Origin of the sequence: Streptomyces sp. NPDC001406, from assembly GCF_042895285.1 — a bacterium.
Classification (GTDB): Bacteria; Actinomycetota; Actinomycetes; order Streptomycetales; family Streptomycetaceae; genus Streptomyces.
On record NZ_JBIAWG010000001.1, the window covers coordinates 149654 to 172383 of the forward strand.

The window sequence follows — 22730 nt, forward strand, 5'->3', positions numbered from 1 at the left end:
CCATGACCCGCCTGATCCTCGCCACCCGCAACGCCGGAAAGATCACCGAGCTCCGCTCGATCCTCGCCGCAGCAGGCCTGCCGCACGAGTTGGTCGGAGCCGACGCGTTCCCCGACATCCCCGATGTCCCGGAAACGGGAGTGACGTTCGCCGAGAACGCCCTCCTCAAGGCCCACGCCCTGGCCCGGGCCACCGGTCTGCCGGCGGTGGCCGACGACTCCGGCCTGTGCGTGGACGTCCTGGGTGGCGCACCCGGCATCTTCTCCGCCCGCTGGGCCGGCAACCACGGCGACGACAAGGCCAATCTGGACCTCCTGCTGGCCCAGCTCTCGGACATCGCCGACGAACACCGGGGCGCCCACTTCGCCTGCGCCGCGGCTCTCGCACTGCCGGACGGGACGGAGCGGGTGGTCGAGGGCCGGCTGACCGGAACCCTGCGGCACACCCCGAGCGGCACCAACGGCTTCGGATACGACCCCATCCTCCAGCCGGAGGGGGAGTCGCGGACGTGCGCCGAGCTGAGCCCCGAGGAGAAGAACGCGATCAGCCACCGGGGCAAGGCGTTCCGCGCCCTGGTGCCCGTCGTAAGGGAGTTGCTCGGTCGGTAAGGAGCTGGTGCGGCCGGAGGGACTCGAACCCTCACGGGAGTTACCCCACTGGGACCTAAACCCAGCGTGACTGCCAATTCCACCACGGCCGCCCGGTGCTGCCCGGCCATGCTAGCGGCCGGGCAGCGCGGTCAGATGCCCAGATCCTTGATGATCTTTGCCACGTGGCCCGTCGCCTTCACGTTGTAGAGGGCGCGTTCGACCTTGCCCTCCTCGTCGACGACGACCGTGGAGCGGATGACACCGACGACCGTCTTGCCGTACAGCTTCTTCTCGCCGAAGGCGCCGTAGGACTCCAGGACCTGCTTGCCGGGGTCGGCGAGGAGGGTCACCTTCAGGGACTCCTTCTCGCGGAACTTGGCCAGCTTCTCCGGCTTGTCGGGGGAGATGCCGATCACGTCGTAGCCCGCGCCCGCCAGGACCTCGAGGTTGTCCGTGAAGTCGCAGGCCTGCTTGGTGCAGCCGGGAGTGAGGGCCGCGGGGTAGAAGTACACGATGACCTTGCGGCCCTTGTGGTCGGCCAGGGACACCTCGTTGCCGTCGGCGTCGGACAGGGTGAAGTCGGGGGCCACGTCCCCGGGCTGGAGTCGCTCGCTCATCGGACCAGAGTAACGGGGGGTCCTGACAGTGCGGCGGCGTGCGAAGCTGACAGACTGTCCAGAACAGCATCGAAGACTTCGGAGGCCGTACGGTGGCGGAGACGTCGGACACCAGAACCCCGGCGCAGATCGAGGCGGACATCAAGCGCCGTCGCGAGGTGCTGGCGGAGACGCTGGACGAGATCGGGGTGCGGGTGCATCCGAAGACGATCGTGGGCGACGCCAAGGCGAAGGTCGTCGCGAACGTCGACCACACCCTCGGCCGTGCCTACGTCCAGGTCAACCGCGTGGTGAGCGAGGTGCGGGCGCAGTTCGTGGACGAGGAGGGCGCGCCCCGGGTCGAGCGCATCGTGCCGGTCGCGCTCCTTGCCGTCGGGGTCGTGGGGCTGCTCGCGTTCGGCACCCGGCGCCGCAAGAGCTGACCCGGTCGCGTACACAGGCGTAAAAGGCAGGTAGGTTCGAAGGCGTGAGCGCCAACAGAAATGTCCCCAGTACCCACCACGACAAGCTGCCCATCCGCATGCTGCACGACCGCGTGCTCGTGCGGCAGGACACCAGTGAGGGCGAGCGGCGGTCGGGCGGCGGCATCCTGATCCCCGCCACGGCTGCGGTCGGGCGGCGGCTGGCCTGGGCCGAGGTGGTGGCGGTCGGGCAGAACGTACGGACGGTGGAGCCGGGCGACCGCGTCCTGTACGACCCGGAGGACCGGGCCGAGGTCGAGGTGCGCGGCACCGCGTACGTGCTCATGCGGGAACGCGATCTGCACGCCGTGGCGGCGGACCGGTTCGAGGGGTCGGAGGACTCCACGGGGCTGTATCTCTGAGGGACCTGCACCGCTGACGGGCCTGAGCCTCTGAATCAACGGCGAAGAGGGCTGGTGACCATGGTCACCAGCCCTCTTCTCATTCCCTTGCTATCGTCGAAAGGAAGCCCGACGAGACGCGCCGTACCGGGATGGATGTACGCAAAGACGACGCACCCCTGTCCGTCAGCACGTACGCCCCGGAGGTGCCCCCCATGGCCTGGGTCCTGCTCGTCGTCGCCGGTCTGCTGGAGGTCGGCTGGTCGATCGGAATGAAGTGCACCGACGGCTTCACCCGGCCCGTCCCCAGCGTCCTCACCGGCGCCGGCATCGTCGCCAGCATGCTGCTGCTGTCCTACGCCGCCCGGACCCTGCCCATCGGTACCGCCTACGGCGTGTGGGTGGGCATCGGGGCCGCCGGTGCGGCGGTGCTCGGCATGGTGGTGCTGGGGGAGCCGGCGACCGCCGCCCGGATCTTCTTCGTGTGTCTGCTGCTGGTCGCCGTGGTGGGGCTGAAGGCGACCTCCGGTCACTGACGGGTCAGCGACCGGTCACTGCCTCCTCGTCGCGGCCTGCGGGCCCGCAACGGTGCCGCCCGTGGTGCCTCCCGGGGTTCCCCCGGTCGTGCCCGTGTCCGTGCCGCCGGTGGTTCCGCCGGTGGTGGTGCCGCCGTCGGCCGTGCCTCCGGTCGTGCCGCCGGTCGTGCCGCCGGTGGTCGTCCCGCCGTCGGCCGTGCCTCCCGTCGTGCCGCCGCCGGTCGTGGTGGTGCCGCCGGTGGCCGTGCCGTCCGTGGGGGTCGCGGTCGTGCCGCCGTTGTCCTGGCCCTGGGTCTGCCCCTGGTCCTGGCCGCCGTCGGTCGTGCCGCCGTTGTCCTGGCTGCCGGTGGTGCCCGGCTGGGTCGGCGCCTGCGAGCTCGGGGCCTGGACCTCGGCGCCCTGCTGCAGTTGGAGGTCGAACTCGGTGGCGGGCTTCCCCTCCAGCGCGGTCTTCGTGTACTGGGCCCAGATGTCGGTGGGCGCACCGCCGCCGTTGATGCGCGGCAGCCCCATCACGCCGTACAGCGACCTGTGGGCGGCCGTCACCGGGTCCTGGCCCATCACGGAGACGACCGTGGCCAGATCGGGCGTGTAGCCCGCGAACCAGGCCGCCGTGTCCTCCTCCGCGGTGCCGGTCTTGCCCGCCGCGGGGCGGCCGGCGTTCTGCGCGGCGGTCGCGGTGCCCGTCTGGACCACGCTCTGCAGGATCGACGTCGTGGTGTCGGCGGCCTCACGGCTGACGCCCTGCTCGGCCTTCTCCCCGGGCAGCTCGACCTCGTCCTTGCCGTCCTTGGTGATCTTCTCGATCATCGTGTACGTGCCGTGCTTGCCGTGGTTGGCGAGCGTGGCGTACGCCTCCGCCATGTCCAGCACGCTCGCGGTGGCGGTGCCCAGGGCGATGGACGGGTACGGGTTCAGGTCCTTGGTGTCGGACGGGATGCCGAGGTCGACCGCGGTCTTCTTGACCTTGGCGGGCCCCACGTCGACGGCCATCTGCGCGTACACCGAGTTGACCGAGAGGTTGGTGGCCTGCCGCACCGTGATCTGCCCGTACGACTTGGAGTCCTCGTTCTCGGGGGCGTACGCGCCACCGCTCCAGCCCTGTACGGGCCGCTGGTTGGTGCCGTCGTAGTACGTGTTCGGCGAGATCGGCTGGCCGTCCTGGGTCGTGGAGGCGTTCTGCACCGCCGAGGTGAACACGAAGGGCTTGAACGTGGAGCCGACCTGGAAGTCGCCCCGGGTCGCGCCGTTCGTGTACTGCTTCACGTAGTCGACGCCGCCGTACATCGCGACGACCTTGCCGGTCTTCGGGTCGACGGAGGCGCCGCCCGCGCGGACGTAGTTGTCGACCTTGCGGTTCTTCTTGTCCAGCTTGTCCATCAGCTGGTCGTTGACCGCCTTGACGAAGGCGTTCTGCTTGTCCTTGTGCAGGGTCGTGGTGATGCGGTAGCCGCCGCCCTCCAGGGCGTCCGCGTCGATGATCTTGTTCGTGGTGAGGTAGTGCTTGATCGCGTCCACGATGTAGCCGCGCTGGCCGGACAGGCCGGTGGAGACCGTCTGCTCCTTCGGCATCGGGAACTTCATGCCGGCCCGCTCGGACTTGCCGAGCCAGCCCTTCGTGACCATGCCGTCCAGGACGTAGTTCCAGCGGGCCACGGCCGCGGACTTGTTCTCCGGGTGCGCGACGACGTCGTACTCGCTGGGCGCGTTGACCAGCGCGGCGAGGTAGGCGGCGCGGGCCGGGTCCAGGTCGGTGGCGTCCACGCCGTAGTAGGCCTGGGCGGCGGCCTGGATGCCGTAGGCGTTGCGGCCGAAGTAGCTCGTGTTGAGGTAGCCCTCGAGGATGTCGTCCTTCGACTTGTTGCGGTCCAGCTTGATCGAGATGAAGAACTCCTTGGCCTTACGGGTGACCGTCTGTTCCTGGGCCAGGTAGTAGTTCTTCACGTACTGCTGGGTGATCGTCGAGCCGGACTGCTTGCCCTTGCCGGTCGCGGTGTTCCAGGCGGCGCGGATCATCGCCTTGGGGTCGATGGCCGACTCGGTGTAGAAGTCGCGGTCCTCGGCGGCCAGTACGGCGTGCTGGGCGTCCTTGGAGATCTGCGCGAGGGTGACGTTCTCCCGGTTGATCTCGCCGTCACGGGCCAGCTGGGAGCCGTCCGCGTACAGGTAGACGTTGCTCTGCTTGGTGGCGAGCGCGTTGGCGGGCGGGATCTTCACCATCGAGTAGCCGAGGAAGAACAGCCCGATGATCAGCAGCACACCGATGAGGAAGGTACCGAGCACCATCCGCCAGGTGGGGATGATCCGCCGCCACCCGGTCCGCTTGGGCCTCTTGGGCTTCTTGCCCTTGCCGGGGGCCTCCGGGGCCACCGGGCCGGCGGGGGCGGGGGCGCTCCGGGCATTCGCCGCGCCTGCCGCGGTCGCGGGGTTGGCGGTGGTCCGTGCGCCTGCCGCGGTCACGGGGGTGGCGCCGGACCGTGCGTTGACGGCGCCTGCCCCACCGCGCGCCGCGCTGCCTGCCGCGCCGGCTGCGCCCGCGCCGCGCGCTGCGTTGCCGGCGTTGCCCGAGGTCCCGGGGGCCTTGCCGGTCGGCGGGGTGTCCTTGATCGGCGTGAGCCGGGTGGTTTCGTCCGTCAGCGGCGGCTTGGCTGTCGGGGCGCTTTCCTTGATCCGAGCGAGCTGGGTGGTGTCGGCGGCGCCGGGGCTTGTCGCGCCGGCTGTGCCTGCCGCTCCAGCGCCGTGTGCCGCGCCTGCGCCGCCTGCCGCGCCCGGGCCGCGCGGTGCGCCTGCCGCGCCTGCCGCGCCCGCGCCGCTCGCCGCGCCCGCAGCACCTGCCGCGCTGGCCGCACCTGCCGCGCCAGCTGTGCCTGCCGAGCCCGAGCCGCTCGCCGTGCCGGCCGAGCCCGCCGCGCGCGCTGCGTTGCCGGCGTTGCCCGCAGCCCCGGGGGCCTTGGTGGCCGGCGGGTCGTCCTTGATCGGCGTCAGCCGGGTCGTCTCGTCCGTCAGCGGGGGCTTGGCTGTCGGGGCGTTCTCCTTGATCCTTGCGAGACGGCTGGTGTCGACGTTGCCCGGCCCGGAGGGCTCCGAGGCCCGTGCCTTCGGGACCGTACCGGCCTTCTCGGCCGGCTTGCCCCCCTGCTCGGCGGGCTCTTCGGCCGCCGTCGGCTGCGTCGTCGCACCGCCTTCGTTCGGCTGTTGCGGCTGCGGCTGCGGCTCGTCGCTCATGTCGTGCACGGACTCCTGTTATCGCCTCGTACGTTGCCGTACGCCCTCATACGCCATCTGCGCCCCCGGATGAAGACTCTCGCACCAAGCGTTCCGTTCCCGGATTCCGGCACGCGTCCGGGACAGAAAATGCGTGGCACGCCGCGTCGGTCCCGGACTAGGCTCCTGCGCTTCGGTGTCGTGCGGTCGGGGAGGTTGACTGGCGTGGGCGCGGGACGGTTGTACGGGGCCGTCGCTGCAGGGGGTTTCAGACGGTACGCGACGTATCGGGCGGCCACTGCGGCAGGGGTGTTCACCAACACCGTCTTCGGCCTGATCCTCGTCTACACCTATCTCGCCCTGTGGGACGAGAAACCGCACCTGGGAGGCTATGACCAGGCGCAGGCGATCACTTACGTGTGGTTGGGGCAGGCGCTGCTGTCGACGCTGGCGATCGGGGGTGGTGGCGTCGAGGACGAGCTCATGGAACGCATTCGTACGGGTGACATCGCGATCGACCTGTACCGCCCCGCCGACCTGCAACTGTGGTGGCTGTCAGCAGATTTGGGCAGGGCCCTGTTCCAACTCATGGGCCGGGGAGCGATCCCCTTCGTCTTCGGCGCGCTGTTCTTCCCGGTGGCGCTGCCCTCGGACGCGGGAACCTGGGCCGCCTTCCTCGTCGCCGTCCTGCTGGCGATGCTGGTCGGCTTCGGGATCCGCTTCCTGGTGGGGCTGAGCGCGTTCTGGCTGCTGGACGGCACCGGGGTGGCGCAGGCGGCGTGGATCACGGGCTTCTTCTGCTCCGGGATGGTGCTGCCGCTGAACGTCTTCCCGGGCGCGATCGGCGAGGTCGTACGGACCCTGCCCTGGTCCTCGCTGCTGCAGGCCCCGGCCGACGTACTGCTCGGGCAGGCCGATCCCTGGGGCGTCTTCCTCTTCCAGGCGGCCTGGGCGGCGGCGCTGCTCGCGCTGGGGCGGCTCGTGCAGTCGCTGGCGACGCGGCGGGTGGTGGTGCAGGGTGGCTGAAATCAACCGGGTCGCCGACGGGATGCGCGCCTACCGGATGATCGCCGCGATGTGGATCCGCTCCACGATGGCGTACCGGACGTCCTTCGTGATGACGACGGTCGCCAACTTCACCGCGACCGCCCTCGACTTCGTGGCGATCCTGCTGATGTTCTCCCGCGTGGACGCGCTCGGCGGCTACTCGCTGCCCGAGGTCGCCTTCCTGTACGGCCTGTCCAGTACGGCCTTCGGGCTGGCCGATCTGGTGATCGGCTCGATGGAACGGCTGGGGCGCCGGGTGCGCGACGGCACCTTCGACACCCTCCTGGTCCGTCCGGCGCCGGTGCTGGCGCAGCTGGCCGCCGACCGGTTCGCGCTGCGCCGCCTGGGCCGGGTGACGCAGGGCTCGCTGGTGCTCGGCTATGCGCTGACGGCCGTCGACATCGAGTGGACCCCGCTGAAGCTGCTGCTGATGCCGGTGATGGTGATCAGCGGCGCCGCGATCTTCAGCGCGGTGTTCGTGGCCGGCGCGGCCTTCCAGTTCGCGGCGCAGGACGCCTCCGAGGTGCAGAACGCGTTCACCTACGGCGGCACCACGCTGCTGCAGTACCCGCCCACCGTCTTCGCGAAGGACCTGGTGCGCGGGGTGACCTTCGTGCTGCCGCTGGCCTTCGTCAACTGGCTGCCCGCAACCTACGTTCTGGGGCTGCCGTATCCGCTGCACCTGCCGCAGTGGACGGCCTTCGCCCCGCCGCTCGTGGCGGTGGGGTGCTGCGCGCTGGCGGGAGCGGCATGGCGGGCGGGGCTTCGGTCGTATCGGAGTACGGGGAGCTGAGGGACCCATGGACAGCGACTTCACCGAGGGCGTCACCGAGGACTTGATCGTGAACTTCATCGAACTCGACCGCGTCGAGAAAGTCTTCGACGTGCGGAAGAAGGCCGGCTTCCTCAAGCGGGAGCGCCGGGAGGTGCGGGCGGTGGACTCGATCTCCTTCACCGTGGCGCGCGGCGAGATGGTCGGCTACATCGGCCCCAACGGCGCGGGCAAGTCGACGACGATCAAGATGCTCACGGGCATCCTGACCCCGAGCGGCGGCCGCCTGCGCGTGGCCGGCATCGACCCCTCCCGCGAACGCGCCCGCCTGGCGCACCGTATCGGCGTGGTGTTCGGGCAGCGGACCACGCTGTGGTGGGACCTGCCGCTGATCGACTCCTACCGGCTGGTGCACCGCATGTACCGGATCCCGGACCGGCGTTACCGCGAGAACCTGGACCGCTGTGTCGAACTCCTCGAACTCGCCGACCTGTTGGACGTCCCCGTCCGCCAGCTCTCCCTCGGCCAGCGCATGCGCGGCGACATCGCGGCGGCGCTGCTGCACGACCCCGAGGTGCTCTACCTCGACGAGCCGACGATCGGCCTGGACGTCATCTCCAAGGCCAAGGTCCGCGGTTTCCTGCGGGAGTTGAACGCCGAACGCGGCACCACGGTGCTGCTGACCACGCACGACCTCCAGGACATCGAGCAGCTCTGCTCCCGGGTGATGGTCATCGACCACGGCCGGCTGATGTACGACGGTCCGCTCGCCGGCCTGCACGAGGTGGGGGCGAGCGAGCGGACGCTGGTGGTGGACCTGGAGCGGGAGCTGCCGCCCGTCGAGGTGCCGCCGGCCCGCGTGGTGAAGGTGGAGGGCCCGCGGCAGTGGCTGGCCTTCCCGGCGTCCGAGTCGGCGGCGCCGCTGGTGGCGCGGGTGGCGGCGGAGTATCCGCTGGTGGACCTGTCGGTGCGGGAGCCGGACATCGAGGCGGTGATCGCGAAGATGTACGCGGACAAGGCCACCGCATAGTGCCCGGCGCGGGGAACTCGTAGGCTGCTCTCCATGACCGACGATGCCCCGGAGCTGCGTGCCTCCGACGCCGATCGTGAACGAGTCGCCGAGGTCCTGCGGGACGCCCTCGCGGAAGGGCGGCTCGACATGGAGGAGTTCGAGGAGCGGCTGGAGGCGACGTACAAGGCGCGTACCTACCGCGAGCTGGCACCCATCACCCGGGACCTGCCGGGTCCGGACGTGGCGGCTCCTCCCGTGGTGTCCCTGCGCAAGGACCCCGTGGAGAGCGGGAGTTGGGCGGGCCGGATCACCGGCAGCGAGGGCTCGTCCGCCTGGGCGGTCGCGATCATGTCCGGCTTCCAGCGCAAGGGCCGCTGGACCATGCCGAAGCGGCTCAACTGCTTCGCCTTCTGGGGCGGCGGTGAGATCGATCTGCGGGAGGCGGACTTCGCGGACCGCGAGGTGGAGATCAACTGCGTCGCGATCATGGGCGGGGTGCAGGTCATCGTGCCGCCCGGGGTCGAGGTCGTCGTGCGGGGCATCGGCATCATGGGCGGCTTCGACCACCGCGAGGAGGGCGTGGGCGGCGAGCCGGGCGCCCCGCGGGTGATCGTGAGCGGCTTCGCCTTCTGGGGCGGGGTCGGGGTGGAGCGCAAGGTGACGCGGGCCGAGCGGCAGCGGCTGAAGGAGGAGCGCCGCCAGGAGAAGCTGGACCGCAAGACGGCGCGCAAGGAACTGGAGAACTCCTTCCGGGACGACATCCAGGATGCCCACACCAGGATGCTCGAAGGCCACCGCGACCTGCTGCGGGAGCGCCACGAGGAGCGCCGTGAGCGCCAGCGGGAGCGCCGGGAGGAGCGGCGGCGCAGGCGCGGGGACTGGTGAGAGGCGGGCGCGGGGACCACTGAGGCGCCGCAGGCGCGAAGGAACTGCTGAGCGGGGCCGCCGTACCGGCTACAGCTCCGCCTGCCCCGCACCCTTCAGCTCCCGCAGGTCGAAGACCTCCGCCATCTTCCGGAAGCCCTCGTCGCTGGGGTGGAGATGGTCGCCCGAGTCGTAGTCGGGGCGGAGCCTGCGCGGGTTGTACGGGTCACGCAGGGCGTGGTCGAAGTCGACCACCGCGTCGTAGACCTGCCCGGCCCGGATCCGGGCGTTGACCTGCTGCCGTACCGCCTCCCGGGCCGGCGAGTACCCGCGGTGGCCCTGGAAGGGCATCAGGGTGGCGCCGACGACCTTGAGGCCGCGGGCGTGGGCCTGGCGGACGAGGGTGCGCAGGCCGTCGGTGATCCGGTCGGGGTCGGCGAGGCGCGGGTTCCTGAGGATGTCATTGACGCCCAGCTCGATGACGACGACCTTGACGTTCGTACGGGAGAGCACGTCCCGGCCGAAACGGCCGAGCCCGCTCTGGTTGTCGGCGGGCCGCCCGAGTCCGTTCGCGAGCACCTGGTTGCCGCTGATGCCCTGGTTGACGACGCTGTAGCGGGGCACGTCCCGGCGGCCATCGGCGAGCCCCGTGCGCAGCCGCTCCGAAAGGACGTCCGTCCAGCGGTGGTTGGCGCCCTCGGTGGAGGTGATCCCGTCGGTGATCGAGTCGCCGAACACGACGACCGTGCCGTCGGACTCGTTGCTCAGCACGTCGAGGGCCGTCAGATAGCGCCAGTACGGCGTCTGTTCGGTGTACGGGGCGGCGGCCGGGTCCTCCGTGTGGTCGCCCTCGGCGACGTACGACACCTGCCGCGCGTGCGGGTGGTAGGTGACCGGTCCCGACGGGACGGGGGAGTACGTGGTGACCAGCACGTCCGTCCCGCGCGGTAGCGCGATGCGCACGGCGTCGCTCAGCACCTGCCCGCCCGCCGGTATGACCACGTCGGGGCCGCCGCCGAAGGTGAGCCGGCGCATCGTCTGTGCCGCGGCTGCCGCGGTGTCGTCGCCGGCCGCGACCGCGATCGAGGCGTGGCTGATGGTCAGCGGCGCCTGGCCGTAGAGATTGGACAGCGTGATCCGGGCACTCGTACCCCCGGCGCTCGCGTGCACGACGTTGCGCACCGAACGCCCCGCCAGTCCGTCGGTCTCGGTGCCCGGCTCGGCGCCGACCGGGGAGGTGGACCAGGAGCCGACCCAGGTGCCGGTGGAGGCGGGAGCGGCCGAGGCGTCGTGGTGCGGGCGGCCCGCGCCACCGTCGAGCGGGACGCCGTCGTCGGCCGCGACCGTGACGAAGATGGCGGCGCACAGGGCCACGACCAGCGCGAGGACGGCACTGAGCAGGGCATAGCCATGGCGCCTGGTCATGCTGGTGTTGTTCTCCTCGGGCACTGGGAGCCCGGGGCTCCGATCTGTTGTGTCCATGATCCGACATGGGTCCGGGAGAACTGACAGGACCCTGTCCAAACCCCCTTTCTGACAGACGCCGGGAACTCCTGTTCCGTTCCAGGAGTCGGTCAGGAAGGGACAATGTGTGAGGGATCACCGAACGGGTGGAGCAGATGGAACGTACGGAAACGACGGAAACGGAAGTGGCAACGGCACCACGGACCAGCGCCCCGTCCTACAAATCCATGAGCGCCTTCACTCCCGCCGACGAGGAGCGGCAGCGCGGGGTACGGCGCATGAAACTCACGGCGACCGGGATGCTGCTGTTCGTGGCGGTGGTGTACGCCCTCGCCAAATGGGCTTCCGGCCAGGGCGCCGGCCCCTGGGCGGACTACGTGGCCGCGGCCGCCGAGGCCGGCATGGTCGGCGCCCTGGCGGACTGGTTCGCGGTCACCGCGCTCTTCCGCCACCCCCTCGGCGTGCCCATTCCGCACACCGCGATCATCCCCAACAAGAAGGATCAGCTGGGCGTCTCCCTGGGCGAATTCGTCGGCGAGAACTTCCTCTCCGAGGATGTCGTACGGCAGCGGCTGCGCGCCGTCGGCATCGGCAGCCGCCTGGGCGCCTGGCTGGCGGAACCGGAGCACGCCGACCGGGTGACGGCCGAGCTGGCCACGGCCCTGCGCGGCGCCCTCACGGTCATGCGCGACTCCGACGTCCAGGCGGTGGTCGGCGAGGCGATCACCCGCCGTGCCGACGCCCAGGAGATCGCGCCCGGCATTGGGAAGATGCTGGAGAAGGTCGTCGCCAACGGCGGCCACAAACGCTTCGTCGATCTCGTCGTCTCCCGGGCCCACGACTGGCTCGTCCTGCACGACGACCAGGTCATGGACGCCGTCCAGGGCGGCGCCCCCGGCTGGACCCCGCGCTTCGTCGACAAGAAGGTCGGCGAACGCGTCTACAAGGAGCTGCTCCGCTTCTGCGCCGAGATGCGCGACATGCCCTCCCACCCCGCCCGTGGCGCCCTCGACCGCTTCCTCACCGACTTCGCCTCCGACCTCCAGTCCGACACCGACACCCGCGCGCGCGTCGAGCGGCTCAAGGGCGAGGTGCTGGGCCGTGGCGAGGTCCAGGACCTGATCGCGTCCGCCTGGACGGCCGTACGATCCATGATCGTCTCCGCGGCCGAGGACGAGCGCAGCGAGCTGCGCCTACGAGTCCGCGCCTCCCTCCTGTCCCTGGGCGCCCGGATGGCCACCGAGCCCAAGGTCCAGGACAAGGTCGACAGCTGGGTCGAGGGCGCCGCGGTGCACGTCGTGACGACCTACCGCAAGGAGATCACCTCCCTGATCACCGACACGGTGGCGAGCTGGGACGCCGAACACACAACCCGCAAGATCGAGGCCCACATCGGCCGCGACCTCCAGTTCATCCGAATCAACGGCACGGTGGTCGGCTCACTGGCGGGCCTGCTGATCTACACGATCTCGCGGGGGCTAGGGGCGTAACTCAGGCGGCCGGGGCCGCCTAACTGCGGTGACCAACGCCCCCGGACTGCGGCGGCCGACGCCGCCTCACTGCGGGCAGTCGTGCCGCCTGGGGCGGCACGGGTGGGCGATGGGGGTCCCCCCTGTTCGAGCGAAGCCGAGAGCTTGGGGGAGGCACCCCGACAGCGCCGGGCTGCGCGACCCACCCCCGCCCGGCACCAGCACAGGGCACCTATTCAGCCGAGCGACCACCCCGCCCCCGCCGCCGCAGCAGAAGCAGCCCTCCAGCAACGGCGGTGACCCCCGCAGCAGCGGTCAAGCCCACGACACCGCTGGACCCGGTGGCAGCAAGGTCACGCCCGCCACCGGTCCCGGCCGCGGCAGCCGACGGAGTACCCCCCGACTGCGCCCGAGCACCGCCCCCTGAGCCACCCCCCGAAGCCTCCCCCGCCCCCGCGGCCCCCCGATCCCGAGTGAACGCCAACGTCCCAAAGCCAAGCTGGTCGTACCCCCCACTGTTGGGCCCATAGTCCCCACCCCCACCCTCGGGCGAAGCCTTGGCCGCGATCCGGGTGACGTACGACGCGGACAACCCCCGCCGCTTCGCGTAATGGTTGGAGATCATCGCCCAGATAGGCCGAGTCATCGCCGGATCCACACCCGCCGCCGCACTGGCGCTCTCAGTCCCCGACCACCCATGCAGCGCCCCCTTCTTCCGAGTGTTGGGCGTATACGGCACATCGCCACCAAGACTCCACTTGGCCACGTACTGCGCCCCCTTGAGGAACCGGCTGTCGTCATAGCCGTACAGATCGATCCCCTGATTCCAGGCCATCTCGCACACGGTGCCCATCAGCCCAACACCCAGCAGCGCATGCCCCTGGTCACGCCCGGCCTCCACCCACTCGGCGAGCCCGTCGTCGTACACGACCGGAATCGCGTTGCGGACAGACCCCATCCCCGCACCGTGCTTGAAGTACTCCACCGCCCGTTCCACCTTGGCGTGGTCGTCGCAGAAGATGCCGACGGCCAGTACGCAGGCGAGGGCGGTGAGGTCCCAGTTGGGCCAGTAGTTGGTGACGACGGCGTCGTTGTGCCGGGCGAGGAAGGACTCACTGAGCGGACGGAAGACGTCGAGCAGCACCTTCTTCGCCGCGCCCAGGTCGAAGTCCGGGTGGTCGCGGACGAGTTCGGCGGCATTGGCGAACTGGTAGCCGTACAGCCCCGCCGCGAGGAACCGGTCCGCGGACCCGCCGATCGAAGTCAGTTTCGCCGACCACGCGTTGAGGATCGCCACGGCGGTGTCGGCGTGCGCGCTGTCGCCGCTGTCTCCGCTGACGTGGTGGCGGAGGGCGTTCTGGTAGGCGGCGTGGATGTCGTTGTAGAGGATCGCGTAGTTCTGCGGGCTGCCCGCTCCCCGGTACACCGTCGCCTGCGGATTGGCCCGCCAGCCGCTCTGCGCATGCCGGTTGGCGGTCAGCTTGGCGAAGCCCGCCGTATAGGGCGCGGCTCCCGCCTTCACCTTGGCGGCCATGCGGTCCAGATCGGTACGGGTGTGCAGCAGGCCGGGGTGTGCGAAGGCGCTCCCCGCGTCCGCTGCCGCGGCAGGGGTGGCGGTGATCCCGGCCGCGCCGGCTGCGGCGGCACCCATGGCGGCTGCCCCGGCTCCCGTGGCCTTCAGCATGTTCCGGCGGCTGATCTCTAGAGTCACGTGCATGCCGGGGAGACGGGCCGGGGCGGGAGCCGATAACGGAAACTCAGGCGCCCGTGGTAGACCCGGGCCGCACGATCATCAGGATCGTGACCGTGGCCCACAGCAGGTTGAACAGCCCCGTGAACATCGCGAGCCGTACGGTCGCCTCCCGGGTGCTGCCGCCCTCGACGAGCGCGCTCTGCCGGGGAAGTACCAGCGCCACCAGCACGAGCGCGGCGAGGGCGGTCAGCGCGATCGACACGATCAGCCAGGCATCGCCGAGCACACCCATATTGCTCGCGGTGGCGAACCCGAAGACGGGAACGACGACGCCGACGACGCCGTACACCTGGCATATCCGGTGCAGCAGCCCGACGGTCTCCGTCGCCCGCGGATCATCCGGGGACTCCAGGGCGCGGCGGGCGGCGGGCGGGAACATGCTGGCCGCGACGGTGACGGGTCCGACGGCGACGATGGCCGCGAGCACGTGCACGGCGAGGAGGAACTTGGTCACGGGGTGACGCTAGGCGGCACGTGGATCTTGCAGAAGTGGCAGTACTGCCAGGAGCCAACGGAATCTCGCCACCTTGAGGACCACAGACCAAGGCAGAGGCCGTCCCGAGGCCGTCCCACTTGGCGACAATCCGTCGTAGGTTTACCTTCTTGCCATGCACACCGTGGCCGTACTGGCGCTGGACCAGGTCATCCCGTTCGACCTCACCGCCGCGATCGACGCCTTCGGCTGGGCCCGGCTGCCGGACGGCCGGCCCGCCTACCGGGTGCGGGTGTGCTCGCCCGCGGAGGAGGTGAGCGTGGCGGCCGGGGCGTTCACGGTGCGGGCGCCGTACGGGCTGGAGGAGCTGGCCGAGGCCGACACGATCATCCTGCCCGGGGTCGCCGACCCCACGGTCCCGCCGGCGCCGGAGGTCGCGCAGGCGGTGCGCGCCGCGGCGGCGAACGGCACGCGCATCGCCTCGATCTGTGTGGGTGCGTTCGTCTTCGCGGCGACGGGCCTGCTGGACGGGCTGCGCGCGACGACGCACTGGGCCGCGGCCCGGGACCTGGCCGCGATGCACCCGGAGGTGACCGTCGACCCGAACGTCCTGTACGTCGACAACGGACAGTTCCTCACCTCGGCGGGCGCGGCCGCCGCGATGGACATGTGTCTGCACATGATCCGCACGGACCACGGCTCGGCGGTCGCCGCGCACGCCGCCCGCATGTGCGTCATGCCCCTCGAACGGGAGGGCGGGCAGGCCCAGTTCATCGTCCACGACCAGCCCCCGGCCCCGGCCGGCGCGACCCTGGAGCCGCTGCTGGGCTGGCTGGAGGACAACTGCGACCGGGACTTCACCCTGGACGAGATCGCCGCACAGGCGGGCATGAGCACCCGTACCCTCAACCGCCGCTTCCGAGAACAGACCGGCACGACGCCCTTGCAGTGGCTGCACCGGGCGCGGGTGCGGCGTGCGCAGTACCTGCTGGAGAACACCGCGCACCCCGTCGAACGCATCGCCACCCAGGCCGGTTTCGGCTCCCCGACGGCCTTCCGGGAACGGTTCCGGCGGGTGGTTGGGACGAGCCCGCAGGCATACCGACGGGCGTTCAAGCGGACGGAGGGCGAGCCGCTACCGACCGCCTGAGCCCCCCTGCTGTCCGCCTTGCTGTCAGGCCCGGCGGTCGGCGACGGCCCAGGAGGCCAGGGCGACGGCGCTCGCGACGCCGAGGACGGACGGCCAGGCGCCGACCTTCTTGGCCAGCGGGTGCGACCCGGCGAAGGCTGCGACATACGCGGCGCTCAGCGCCCCCGCGGCCTTCGCGCCGGCCTGCGCCCGCCACTGCTGAGCGGCGGCCGCCCCGGCGACGGCCAGTACGACCCCGCCCAGCGGCCGCTTCTTGGTCCAGCGGGCAACGCCGTACCCTCCGACGAGCCCGCCCGCGGCAATCACCGAGCTGGGAACCTTAGCCATGCCTGCCTCCTTCTGTCCTTGTCCGGTGCCCCGAGGCTAACGCCGACGCGGGGCCGCACCGTCCACGGGCGCGGACGGACCGGACTGGGCAAAGACGCGCACCAGACTTGGATCGTTGAAGGCCGTGATACGAGCGATCCGCTCTCCGATCAGGGTCAGCACCTGGACACCGTAAGCCTCGTACCGACCGCCACCCACCTGCTTGTGGACGACGAGGGCGGGCTGCCCGTTGGCCCGGGTGGGCACCATCCGCCACCGGCCCCCGCGCAGGACCCGACCGCTCAGGAAGCCGATGACGGCCTGCCGCCCGGTGAACCAGGTAGGGATCGGCGGCATCTCCATCTCGACGTCGGCCCGCAACAGCTCCACCAGCGCGTCGGCGTCGGCGCGGGTGAACGCGTCGACATAACGGTCGAGCAGCTCCCGTCGCGCCCCCTCATCCGGCTCGCCCAAGTCATCCTCGACCGGCCCGGCCTCGGCCAGCCGGGCCCGAGCCCGACGCAGCGCACTGTCGACGGCGGCGGTCGTCGTATCGAGAATCTCGGCGACCTCGACCGTCCGGAAGGCCAGCACGTCGCGCAGGGTCAGCACGGCCCGCTGCCGCGCGCTCAGCAGTTGAAGCGCGGCGATGAAGGCGAGCCGCACTCCGCTCCGCCCCGCCACGACGGCTGCCGGGTCTCCGGCACCGAACAGCGAGTCGGGCGCCGGCTGGAGCCACGGCACCGAAGGATCACGGTCGGCCACGGCAACCCGGTGATCGTCCGAGGGCGCGCCCAGCCCTGACGGGAGCGGCCGCCGGGACCGCGTTTCCAGGGCCGTGAGACAGGCCATGGTCGCGATCTTGTAAAGCCACCGCCGCACCGAGGAGCGCCCCTCGAACCGCCCGTACCCCCGCCAGGCCCGCAGATAGGTCTCCTGCACCAGGTCCTCGGCGTCGTGAATCGACCCAAGAATCCGGTAGCAGTGCGCGAGCAGCTCGGGCCGATAGGGCTCGACCAGGGTGGCGAAGTCGGTGTGGGACGGCATCGCGGCCACTCCCCGTGGTGCGGCGAATTCCATTGTCACGCGATTCAGTCGAGCGGGCGCAGCCCGGCACCGCTGACCCGGTACTCCGCGGCGCTGCCGGAGTCCCCGGCGACGTGGATGACGGCCTTGGCGACCTGCTCAGGACTGAGAACCGACTCAAGCCCTTCTACAAAGGTGTCCGGGTCGACCCCCTGCCGGGCGGCATACCCCGCGACTCCGACGGAGCCGAGCCCGGTGGCCGGAGTCAGCTGCGGAAGCAGCGCGACGAACCGAATACCAAGCCCACCTTTCTCCGATTCCTCCGCCGCATACCCCCGCATATACCGGATGGCCTGCTTGGCACTGGCGTACCCACCACTCAGCGGAGACCCGGCCAGAGCGGCCCCACTCGACATGGCGACGACGACACTCCCCGGCGCCAGCGGCTCCAGCAGCGCGGCCCGCATCCAGAGGAATGCATGCCGGGTATCGACGTGCCAGTTCCGACTGAACGTCTCCCAGGTCTGCTCCTGCAGGGGAGCCATGCGTGGGGTGGCCCCGGCGTTGAGCACGAGCAGCCCGGGCCGGTACTCACGGATCACGTCCCGCACGAGACCCTCATCGGCGGCATCGCCGACGACGGCAATGAACTCCTCACCGAGCACCTCACGTACGGCACCCAGCTCCCCCTCGTCACGGGCGACCCCGACGACGCGGGTCCCCCCGGCGACGAGAGCGGCGGCAATGGCCCGCCCGAAGCCACGGCTGGCACCGGTGACGACGGCGGTCTCAAAGGTTGTCTCGGACATCAGGCACTCCCAGTGGGTAGCAGCTTGCGTTCCACATCAAGACCAGCCGCCACCGGAAAATCCGTCGCCGAACCCCAAAAAGTTTTCGGCCACCCACCCGCAAGCCACTGGGCCCACACCGCAGCCCACGGCTGGACAGCAGACGTACCTCTACAAGACGGTGGCACGGTGAACGACCGCGACCGCGACGACCCCGCTCAATACCCGACTGACGACGCCCTGGACCTCGACCGAGCCCTGACGATCGCGACAGACCTGGCCGCCTGGGCATCGCAGACGATCCGCCACCCGCGTGCCGGCGAAGTACGAGAGAAGGCAAGCCCGGCGGACATCGTCACGCAGACGGACGAGACGATCGAGACCCACGTCCGCGCAGTCCTACGATCAGCCTTCCCAACGCACGGCATCGAGGGCGAGGAGTACGGCACCCACGAGCCGGCCACCCCGAACGCCCCGTACTGGGTGGTGGACCCGGTGGACGGCACCACGAACTACGCCCACGGCATCGGCTGGTGCTCCTTCTCCCTGGGCCTGGCAGCCCCCGACGGCACACCCTTGCTCGGCTTGGTGGCAGACCCCTGGCGCGGAGAGACCTTCACAGCAATCCGAGGCAGAGGCGCCCACCTGAACGGCACCCCCATCCACGCAGCCGCCCACACCACCCTCACGGGCCACATCTTCCTGACGGAATGGGCAGCCCACGCCCACTGGCCGGGCCTGGACTCTCTTCTGGCGGCCCTGTCACACCGCCACTGCACGACAAGGGTGATGGGCTCGACAGCACTCTCCCTCTCCCAGGTAGCCGCAGGCCGAGCCACCGCCGCGGCGATCGGCGAATTCCACGCGGTGGACGGGCTACCGGCGTACCTGATCGCGACGGAGGCGGGAGCGGTGGCACTCCCGCCCGTGCCTGCATACGACGAGCCGTTGCTGTTGGCGGCGCCAGGGGTGGCGGGGGAGATGGCCGGGCTATGGCACGCTGCCCAGGGCGGGGAGGCGTGACAGCGAACAGGCGCTCACAGCACGACTGAATCTACTTCGCGGCAGAACCGCCGCGGCTCCAGAAATCGAGCGCTTTGGTGATTAGTTTCCGCGCCGCGTCCCCGTACGACGTGGCACCGCGTAGGGCACCGAAGGCCTTGTCATGGAGGGCGAGTTCGGCGGAGTCGGTGATGTCCACGCCGCAGGAGACGAGTTCGTAGTGCACTCGGCCCTCGCCGTGCATGTTGAAGGCAGGCATGGGAACAACACCCACCTCCGCGGTAGCGGCGAGGATGCCGAGGGAGAGCGAGGGGAGATCTCGGTCCCGAAGGAGCCGCTCCATCTGCTCCCGCATGACCTTCGCCCCTCCGACGTTCGTGTACAGGGCTTGTTCGCCGAGGATCACCTCGTAGTGATGCTCCCCGTCGTACAACACCTTCTGCCGCTCCATCCGCTTGGCCACGCCCGCGGGAACATCGTCCGGAACCCCGAGAAAATCGACGACTTGGCGGAGGATGACTGTTGCGTAGGCCTCGGTCTGAAGCGTCCCCCAGATCATGGTGGGGATGTAAGCCCTGCCGTGCCGCGTCTGCTGGTACCAGGAGATCACTTCGTCCTGGATGTCTTCCGTGCCCGTGGACAGTCGCTGCTGCCAGGGAATCATGCTGGTCACGGTGTATCTCCTTGCTCGACGGGACATGCCAGCTCAGGCTTTGCACGGTTCGGGGAACACGTCACCACCGCGAGTGACAGATACGAGGGCCGTTCAAGGTAGAAGCCGAGTGACACGTCGACTCCGGAACTCAGCCTCTCAGCGGTGGAGTTGACCAGCAACGCCACCTCGGTGGTGTCGCGGTCCCGATCGGAGGCGAATCGAGGCGCGTACTCGGCCACGCGCTCCCCGAGCCACACGGCCGCCTCCTTGGACTCATCCCACGTGCCACGAACCACGGAACGCGGTTTGACGAGCCAGTACGCCGTTTCCAGTGGCGGCAGATCCACGATCGGGAACTCCGCCGCGACCTCGCGGTAGCGCTGGAGCAGCTCGGGTCTGCTTCCGGCTGGAGGCGGCTCCGGATACGGAGGTCGCCGTAGGGCTTCCTCATCGAAGTGCTCTTTCGTCCCGACCCAGAGATAGCCGTGGTGGTGCACTGGTCGTTCCCCGTTTGGTGTCTTGGGTGCCGAAGATCGAAGGGGAACCGGTCCCGGCTCCAAGCAGAAACCGGGACCGGCCGGGGGGAGCGCTCAGACCGAGAGCCCGAACCTCGCCGGATCGATGCCGGCGGCGTCGAGTTCCTCCGTGGTGAACCGCAGTGGCTCTGCGCCGGGCCGCTTGCTGTCACCCAGAGCCCAGGCGTCGTCGCCGATCCGCGCCAGGGTCACGCATCCCTCGGTACATGGACCTCCGCACGCCTTCACGAAGGAGGCCCCGCTGATGTCGAGCCCGTACAGTTTGGTTCCGTCCAGCATTGCTGCACCTTCCTGCTCAGCTGTCGCGGCCGTGACTGACCGCCGCCGCCCGGGGTGGGCGGGAGTTCATGGATTGGAGGCCGGTGCCTCAGAGGTCAGAGGAACTTCTGCGTCCCATGCAGCGCGGGCACCTGCACGGAGGCCATTCCGCCGTGACCAGTGGAGGGAGATCGTCGGAGTTGAACACGGTCCGCTCTGGCTCCCAGGTCTGCCCGGAGTCGTAAGAGACTCGTATCGTCATCAAGGGCTGGTCAAAAATGGCACTTTCGCTTGGTCCCTTGCTCATAACGAGTGCGCCTCATCTTGATGCCGATGGAGTTCCACGTTCACGTCAGAAACGGCGCTGTAGTTGCCGCTGGAACGAACATTATCCCGGCGTGCACAAATATCGAGACACGCTCTGCATCCCGGTACCGCTTTCGGTTCCGAACGAAGTTCCGTAAGCCCATATCCCTGGGGCGTCTGCGCACCCGCCATCAGTCCTCCCTGGTCTCATGCTCTATCCATGATCGACCGGTTGGCGGGCGAAGCTGAGCGTTATTCCCGATGTCTACTAAAGATCAACGGTAGAGGCTCGCCCATTCCTGAAGAAGGGCCCTGGCGGCATCTCCGAACTGTGCTTTGCGCTCGTATTGCTTGAAAACATTCAGATGTTCAGTAATATCGCGAGAGTCGCGGAACACTGTGCGCCCGGTAAACGTCTCAACAGTGGTTAGCCTGTCATCGTAGATCGTGAAGGTGTTCATGGGGCCACGGCTTATAGCTGTGCCCATGGATATGAGCCCTATTCGCACGTTGGGTAGATGGGACAGAGACGCCAGACGATCGATCTGCACAGCCATGGCGGGCGGGGGCACCACGGCCCACCTGATAGCCTGTTCCGTGAGCAGGAAGGTGAAGCTCTTTGTGGCGTCGTAGAGGACTGTCTGTCTCTCCAGCTTTCGGGCCACTGTCTTCGAGATATCTCCGGGTGAATATTCGAGGCTGGCCCGGATGTACTCGGGCGTGGCCAACAGGCCCGTGATCATCGCGGGTAGGAAGTAACGAAGCTCCCTGGCCTCGGCTTCCAGGCCAGCCAATTCTGCCTGACGCTTCTCCAGGCCGCGCCGCCAAGATGAGCGGATGGGCTGCCATTCGGTATTTGCCAGCCGAGCCAGAGCCGTGACTTCGGCCACCAATTGCTCGGAGGCTCCAGCTGCCCGCAAGATGAGTTCGACATCGACCAGGCTCGGTGTGATCTCACCGGTTTCGATCTTACTGATCTTGGATTGAGACACGTTGCAACGCTTCGCGAGCCGGACTTGGGACAGTCCGGCTCGCTTGCGCAGCGTTCTCAGTGTTTCGGCCAGGTCGGCCTTTGATTGTCCCAGCTGCTCAGCGTCAAGCGTCAAGGCCCTTCACGTACTCCTCGAAGGGCACCGATTCCGCGAGGGCGATGCGCTGGTACTCCCGATATGGCTCCGGGTCGCCTTCGTACACCTCTCGGCTGATCTGCGTCCCGTCCGGCTCGTAGTGCATGAGCACAATCCGGGAACGGTCGAACATCCAGAAGTCCTGAACCCCATCAAGGGGGTTGGGACGGTTGGTCACGTCAAGGATTCGGATGACCTCACCGGCCTCGACGTTGTGACGGTAGTACTCGAACTCGAAGCGGAGGTAGTCGGTGAGGGGCTGAGTCACGATGTGCACTCGCCCAACACTGCGGTCGCCGGCCGCGTACGCCTTGACTCGATCAAACCAAGGCTGTGTCGCTTCGCGCGTGACCGGCTCCCCAGCAAGGAACCGGCGAATCGCCTCTTCTTCTTGCGGCACGCGATAGACAGGCAGAGTCTCCAGACGCCACGCTTCCTGTCGCATGGCGTCGAAGGCCTTCCGCCAGTCCTCACCAGCCAAGAGCACGGACAGCCTCCCTCAAAACCGCCTCCGGGATCTCCACGAGCGCTTCCCCTTCCGGGGGGTCGAAGGCGCTTGACGCGCCTCCTTGGATGACGAACGACCCTGAGACTGTCCGGTAGACGTTGGGGCAGTCGTCGCCCCCGCACTCCCCGTTCCCGTTGCCAGTCAGCCGGGTCAGTTCCTCACGCGCCATTGTGCCCCCTGCACGTCGGGCAGGGCCGCTCCCTGCCTCCGGGACGACGCTAGGCGAGGTACGCGGGAGCCGTCTATGACGCCATGGAAATATTCCCGTACTGGGGTAGATGATCTTGTCACGGTGTCGACTCATCCGGCCGCAGGTGGGATGCTCACGTGATCTATTCATGGCCAGCAGCGGCTGGGAACGAGCCGAATCAGCAGATGAGGGCGAACTGACGCCGGTGAGGCAGGCAATGTGTGTGAGGCTTCCCCGGAACTGCCGCCGTCAGCCAGTCGGGCAGTCATAGCCACGTAGCTGCCGAGGGCAAGCCTTCGGCTGTAGTGCCACTCG

General features: G+C 69.3%; 25 protein-coding genes, 1 tRNA gene and 1 riboswitch. Of the genes, 11 read left to right on the forward strand and 15 right to left on the reverse strand.

Features of this window, described 5'->3' with window-relative positions; all coding sequences use genetic code 11:
• Nucleotides 1–2 precede the first annotated feature (2 nt).
• A complete protein-coding gene (gene rdgB / locus ACFY1J_RS00665) occupies nt 3–608 on the forward strand; it encodes an RdgB/HAM1 family non-canonical purine NTP pyrophosphatase (protein WP_390706837.1) in 606 nt (201 codons plus the stop codon).
• A gap of 5 nt (nt 609–613) precedes the next feature.
• On the opposite strand, the gene ACFY1J_RS00670 is transcribed toward rdgB, so the two are convergent.
• Together ACFY1J_RS00670 and bcp are read right to left on the reverse strand one after the other, a co-directional pair.
• Nucleotides 614–700, reverse strand: a tRNA-Leu gene (locus ACFY1J_RS00670).
• 39 nt (nt 701–739) lie between these two features.
• On the reverse strand, nt 740–1207 hold the full coding sequence (gene bcp / locus ACFY1J_RS00675) for a thioredoxin-dependent thiol peroxidase (protein ID WP_390706836.1): 468 nt from the start codon (nt 1205–1207) through the stop codon (nt 740–742).
• Nucleotides 1208–1299: 92 nt separating this feature from the next.
• On the opposite strand from bcp, the gene ACFY1J_RS00680 reads away from it, so the two are divergent.
• The 3 genes from ACFY1J_RS00680 to ACFY1J_RS00690 all read left to right on the forward strand — a co-directional run bounded on the left by ACFY1J_RS00680 (nt 1300) and on the right by ACFY1J_RS00690 (nt 2545).
• The gene (locus ACFY1J_RS00680; RefSeq protein WP_263209192.1) at nt 1300–1629 is read left to right on the forward strand and encodes a DUF3618 domain-containing protein; all 330 of its coding nucleotides are present in this window, start codon (nt 1300–1302) and stop codon (nt 1627–1629) included.
• A gap of 98 nt (nt 1630–1727) precedes the next feature.
• A complete protein-coding gene (locus ACFY1J_RS00685; protein WP_203634995.1) occupies nt 1728–2030 on the forward strand; it encodes a co-chaperone GroES in 303 nt (100 codons plus the stop codon).
• 79 nt (nt 2031–2109) lie between these two features.
• Nucleotides 2110–2187: riboswitch (guanidine-III (ykkC-III) riboswitch) on the forward strand.
• Nucleotides 2188–2224: 37 nt separating this feature from the next.
• Nucleotides 2225–2545, forward strand: a complete 321-nt coding sequence (locus ACFY1J_RS00690; protein ID WP_390730553.1) for a DMT family transporter — start codon at nt 2225–2227, stop codon at nt 2543–2545.
• A 15-nt stretch (nt 2546–2560) separates the two neighbouring features.
• Here ACFY1J_RS00690 and ACFY1J_RS00695 read toward each other — a convergent pair whose 3' ends face one another.
• Nucleotides 2561–4831, reverse strand: a complete 2271-nt coding sequence (locus ACFY1J_RS00695; protein WP_390706982.1) for a transglycosylase domain-containing protein — start codon at nt 4829–4831, stop codon at nt 2561–2563.
• 1143 nt (nt 4832–5974) lie between these two features.
• Between ACFY1J_RS00695 and ACFY1J_RS00700 the strand changes: the two genes are divergently transcribed.
• From ACFY1J_RS00700 to ACFY1J_RS00715, 4 genes are read left to right on the forward strand one after another with little or no spacing between them, the layout of a single operon-like run.
• On the forward strand, nt 5975–6775 hold the full coding sequence (locus ACFY1J_RS00700) for an ABC transporter permease (RefSeq protein ID WP_390706834.1): 801 nt from the start codon (nt 5975–5977) through the stop codon (nt 6773–6775).
• A gap of 22 nt (nt 6776–6797) precedes the next feature.
• Nucleotides 6798–7589: an ABC transporter permease gene (locus tag ACFY1J_RS00705; RefSeq protein ID WP_390706981.1), complete on the forward strand. Its 792-nt coding sequence runs from the start codon at nt 6798–6800 to the stop codon at nt 7587–7589.
• A gap of 7 nt (nt 7590–7596) precedes the next feature.
• A complete protein-coding gene (locus ACFY1J_RS00710) occupies nt 7597–8598 on the forward strand; it encodes an ATP-binding cassette domain-containing protein (RefSeq protein ID WP_390706833.1) in 1002 nt (333 codons plus the stop codon).
• A 33-nt stretch (nt 8599–8631) separates the two neighbouring features.
• A complete protein-coding gene (locus tag ACFY1J_RS00715) occupies nt 8632–9465 on the forward strand; it encodes a DUF1707 domain-containing protein (RefSeq protein WP_390706832.1) in 834 nt (277 codons plus the stop codon).
• 69 nt (nt 9466–9534) lie between these two features.
• On the opposite strand, the gene ACFY1J_RS00720 is transcribed toward ACFY1J_RS00715, so the two are convergent.
• The gene (locus ACFY1J_RS00720) at nt 9535–10869 is read right to left on the reverse strand and encodes an SGNH/GDSL hydrolase family protein (protein ID WP_390706831.1); all 1335 of its coding nucleotides are present in this window, start codon (nt 10867–10869) and stop codon (nt 9535–9537) included.
• Between the two features lie 266 nt (nt 10870–11135).
• On the opposite strand from ACFY1J_RS00720, the gene ACFY1J_RS00725 reads away from it, so the two are divergent.
• On the forward strand, nt 11136–12398 hold the full coding sequence (locus ACFY1J_RS00725) for a DUF445 domain-containing protein (protein ID WP_390706830.1): 1263 nt from the start codon (nt 11136–11138) through the stop codon (nt 12396–12398).
• A 211-nt stretch (nt 12399–12609) separates the two neighbouring features.
• Here ACFY1J_RS00725 and ACFY1J_RS00730 read toward each other — a convergent pair whose 3' ends face one another.
• Both ACFY1J_RS00730 and ACFY1J_RS00735 read right to left on the reverse strand, forming a co-directional pair.
• Nucleotides 12610–14094, reverse strand: coding sequence for an alginate lyase family protein (locus ACFY1J_RS00730; RefSeq protein ID WP_390730331.1), 1485 nt, complete (start codon nt 14092–14094; stop codon nt 12610–12612).
• A gap of 40 nt (nt 14095–14134) precedes the next feature.
• Entirely contained in the window at nt 14135–14584 is a 450-nt protein-coding gene (locus ACFY1J_RS00735) for a hypothetical protein (RefSeq protein ID WP_390706829.1), read from the reverse strand.
• Nucleotides 14585–14738: 154 nt separating this feature from the next.
• Here ACFY1J_RS00735 and ACFY1J_RS00740 point away from each other — a divergent pair, with 154 nt between their 5' ends.
• Complete coding sequence (locus ACFY1J_RS00740) at nt 14739–15713, forward strand: GlxA family transcriptional regulator (protein WP_390730332.1); 975 nt, start codon at nt 14739–14741, stop codon at nt 15711–15713.
• Nucleotides 15714–15737: 24 nt separating this feature from the next.
• Here ACFY1J_RS00740 and ACFY1J_RS00745 read toward each other — a convergent pair whose 3' ends face one another.
• From ACFY1J_RS00745 to ACFY1J_RS00755, 3 genes are read right to left on the reverse strand one after another with little or no spacing between them, the layout of a single operon-like run.
• Nucleotides 15738–16040, reverse strand: coding sequence for a hypothetical protein (locus ACFY1J_RS00745; RefSeq protein ID WP_390706827.1), 303 nt, complete (start codon nt 16038–16040; stop codon nt 15738–15740).
• Nucleotides 16041–16076: 36 nt separating this feature from the next.
• On the reverse strand, nt 16077–17099 hold the full coding sequence (locus tag ACFY1J_RS00750; protein ID WP_390706980.1) for a sigma-70 family RNA polymerase sigma factor: 1023 nt from the start codon (nt 17097–17099) through the stop codon (nt 16077–16079).
• Nucleotides 17100–17110: 11 nt separating this feature from the next.
• Complete coding sequence (locus tag ACFY1J_RS00755; protein WP_390706826.1) at nt 17111–17854, reverse strand: SDR family oxidoreductase; 744 nt, start codon at nt 17852–17854, stop codon at nt 17111–17113.
• A gap of 168 nt (nt 17855–18022) precedes the next feature.
• Between ACFY1J_RS00755 and ACFY1J_RS00760 the strand changes: the two genes are divergently transcribed.
• The gene (locus ACFY1J_RS00760) at nt 18023–18856 is read left to right on the forward strand and encodes an inositol monophosphatase family protein (protein ID WP_390730333.1); all 834 of its coding nucleotides are present in this window, start codon (nt 18023–18025) and stop codon (nt 18854–18856) included.
• Between the two features lie 31 nt (nt 18857–18887).
• Here the strand turns inward: ACFY1J_RS00760 and ACFY1J_RS00765 are convergent, their stop codons facing one another.
• The 6 genes from ACFY1J_RS00765 to ACFY1J_RS00790 form a co-directional block, all read right to left on the reverse strand.
• Nucleotides 18888–19499, reverse strand: a complete 612-nt coding sequence (locus ACFY1J_RS00765) for a DUF5753 domain-containing protein (protein WP_390706979.1) — start codon at nt 19497–19499, stop codon at nt 18888–18890.
• A gap of 5 nt (nt 19500–19504) precedes the next feature.
• Nucleotides 19505–19987 (reverse strand): hypothetical protein, encoded by a 483-nt coding sequence (locus ACFY1J_RS00770; RefSeq protein WP_390706824.1) that lies wholly within the window; start codon nt 19985–19987, stop codon nt 19505–19507.
• A gap of 93 nt (nt 19988–20080) precedes the next feature.
• Complete coding sequence (locus tag ACFY1J_RS00775; protein WP_390706823.1) at nt 20081–20305, reverse strand: DUF397 domain-containing protein; 225 nt, start codon at nt 20303–20305, stop codon at nt 20081–20083.
• Between the two features lie 560 nt (nt 20306–20865).
• Nucleotides 20866–21696 (reverse strand): helix-turn-helix domain-containing protein, encoded by an 831-nt coding sequence (locus tag ACFY1J_RS00780; RefSeq protein WP_390730334.1) that lies wholly within the window; start codon nt 21694–21696, stop codon nt 20866–20868.
• Nucleotides 21686–22204 (reverse strand): DUF6879 family protein, encoded by a 519-nt coding sequence (locus ACFY1J_RS00785; protein WP_390730335.1) that lies wholly within the window; start codon nt 22202–22204, stop codon nt 21686–21688. Before ACFY1J_RS00785 ends, ACFY1J_RS00780 begins: the two co-directional genes overlap by 11 nt.
• Nucleotides 22188–22394: a hypothetical protein gene (locus ACFY1J_RS00790; protein WP_390730336.1), complete on the reverse strand. Its 207-nt coding sequence runs from the start codon at nt 22392–22394 to the stop codon at nt 22188–22190. Before ACFY1J_RS00790 ends, ACFY1J_RS00785 begins: the two co-directional genes overlap by 17 nt.
• Nucleotides 22395–22730 lie beyond the last annotated feature (336 nt).

What these genes read in the sequence shown, in the direction of transcription:
- ACFY1J_RS00715 (WP_390706832.1), top strand. Translation starts at nt 8,632, where the DNA reads ATGACCGACGATGCCCCGGAGCTGCGTGCCTCCGACGCCGATCGTGAA.
- ACFY1J_RS00705 (WP_390706981.1), top strand. Translation starts at nt 6,798, where the DNA reads ATGCGCGCCTACCGGATGATCGCCGCGATGTGGATCCGCTCCACGATG.
- ACFY1J_RS00745 (WP_390706827.1), bottom strand. Translation starts at nt 16,040, where the DNA reads ATGGCTAAGGTTCCCAGCTCGGTGATTGCCGCGGGCGGGCTCGTCGGA.
- ACFY1J_RS00755 (WP_390706826.1), bottom strand. Translation starts at nt 17,854, where the DNA reads ATGTCCGAGACAACCTTTGAGACCGCCGTCGTCACCGGTGCCAGCCGT.
- ACFY1J_RS00690 (WP_390730553.1), top strand. Translation starts at nt 2,225, where the DNA reads ATGGCCTGGGTCCTGCTCGTCGTCGCCGGTCTGCTGGAGGTCGGCTGG.
- ACFY1J_RS00695 (WP_390706982.1), bottom strand. Translation starts at nt 4,831, where the DNA reads ATGGTGCTCGGTACCTTCCTCATCGGTGTGCTGCTGATCATCGGGCTG.
- ACFY1J_RS00740 (WP_390730332.1), top strand. Translation starts at nt 14,739, where the DNA reads ATGCACACCGTGGCCGTACTGGCGCTGGACCAGGTCATCCCGTTCGAC.
- ACFY1J_RS00750 (WP_390706980.1), bottom strand. Translation starts at nt 17,099, where the DNA reads ATGGAATTCGCCGCACCACGGGGAGTGGCCGCGATGCCGTCCCACACC.
- ACFY1J_RS00725 (WP_390706830.1), top strand. Translation starts at nt 11,136, where the DNA reads ATGAGCGCCTTCACTCCCGCCGACGAGGAGCGGCAGCGCGGGGTACGG.
- ACFY1J_RS00775 (WP_390706823.1), bottom strand. Translation starts at nt 20,305, where the DNA reads ATGCTGGACGGAACCAAACTGTACGGGCTCGACATCAGCGGGGCCTCC.
- ACFY1J_RS00685 (WP_203634995.1), top strand. Translation starts at nt 1,728, where the DNA reads ATGCTGCACGACCGCGTGCTCGTGCGGCAGGACACCAGTGAGGGCGAG.
- ACFY1J_RS00720 (WP_390706831.1), bottom strand. Translation starts at nt 10,869, where the DNA reads ATGACCAGGCGCCATGGCTATGCCCTGCTCAGTGCCGTCCTCGCGCTG.
- rdgB (WP_390706837.1), top strand. Translation starts at nt 3, where the DNA reads ATGACCCGCCTGATCCTCGCCACCCGCAACGCCGGAAAGATCACCGAG.
- bcp (WP_390706836.1), bottom strand. Translation starts at nt 1,207, where the DNA reads ATGAGCGAGCGACTCCAGCCCGGGGACGTGGCCCCCGACTTCACCCTG.
- ACFY1J_RS00730 (WP_390730331.1), bottom strand. Translation starts at nt 14,094, where the DNA reads ATGCACGTGACTCTAGAGATCAGCCGCCGGAACATGCTGAAGGCCACG.
- ACFY1J_RS00765 (WP_390706979.1), bottom strand. Translation starts at nt 19,499, where the DNA reads ATGATTCCCTGGCAGCAGCGACTGTCCACGGGCACGGAAGACATCCAG.
- ACFY1J_RS00710 (WP_390706833.1), top strand. Translation starts at nt 7,597, where the DNA reads ATGGACAGCGACTTCACCGAGGGCGTCACCGAGGACTTGATCGTGAAC.
- ACFY1J_RS00790 (WP_390730336.1), bottom strand. Translation starts at nt 22,394, where the DNA reads ATGGCGCGTGAGGAACTGACCCGGCTGACTGGCAACGGGAACGGGGAG.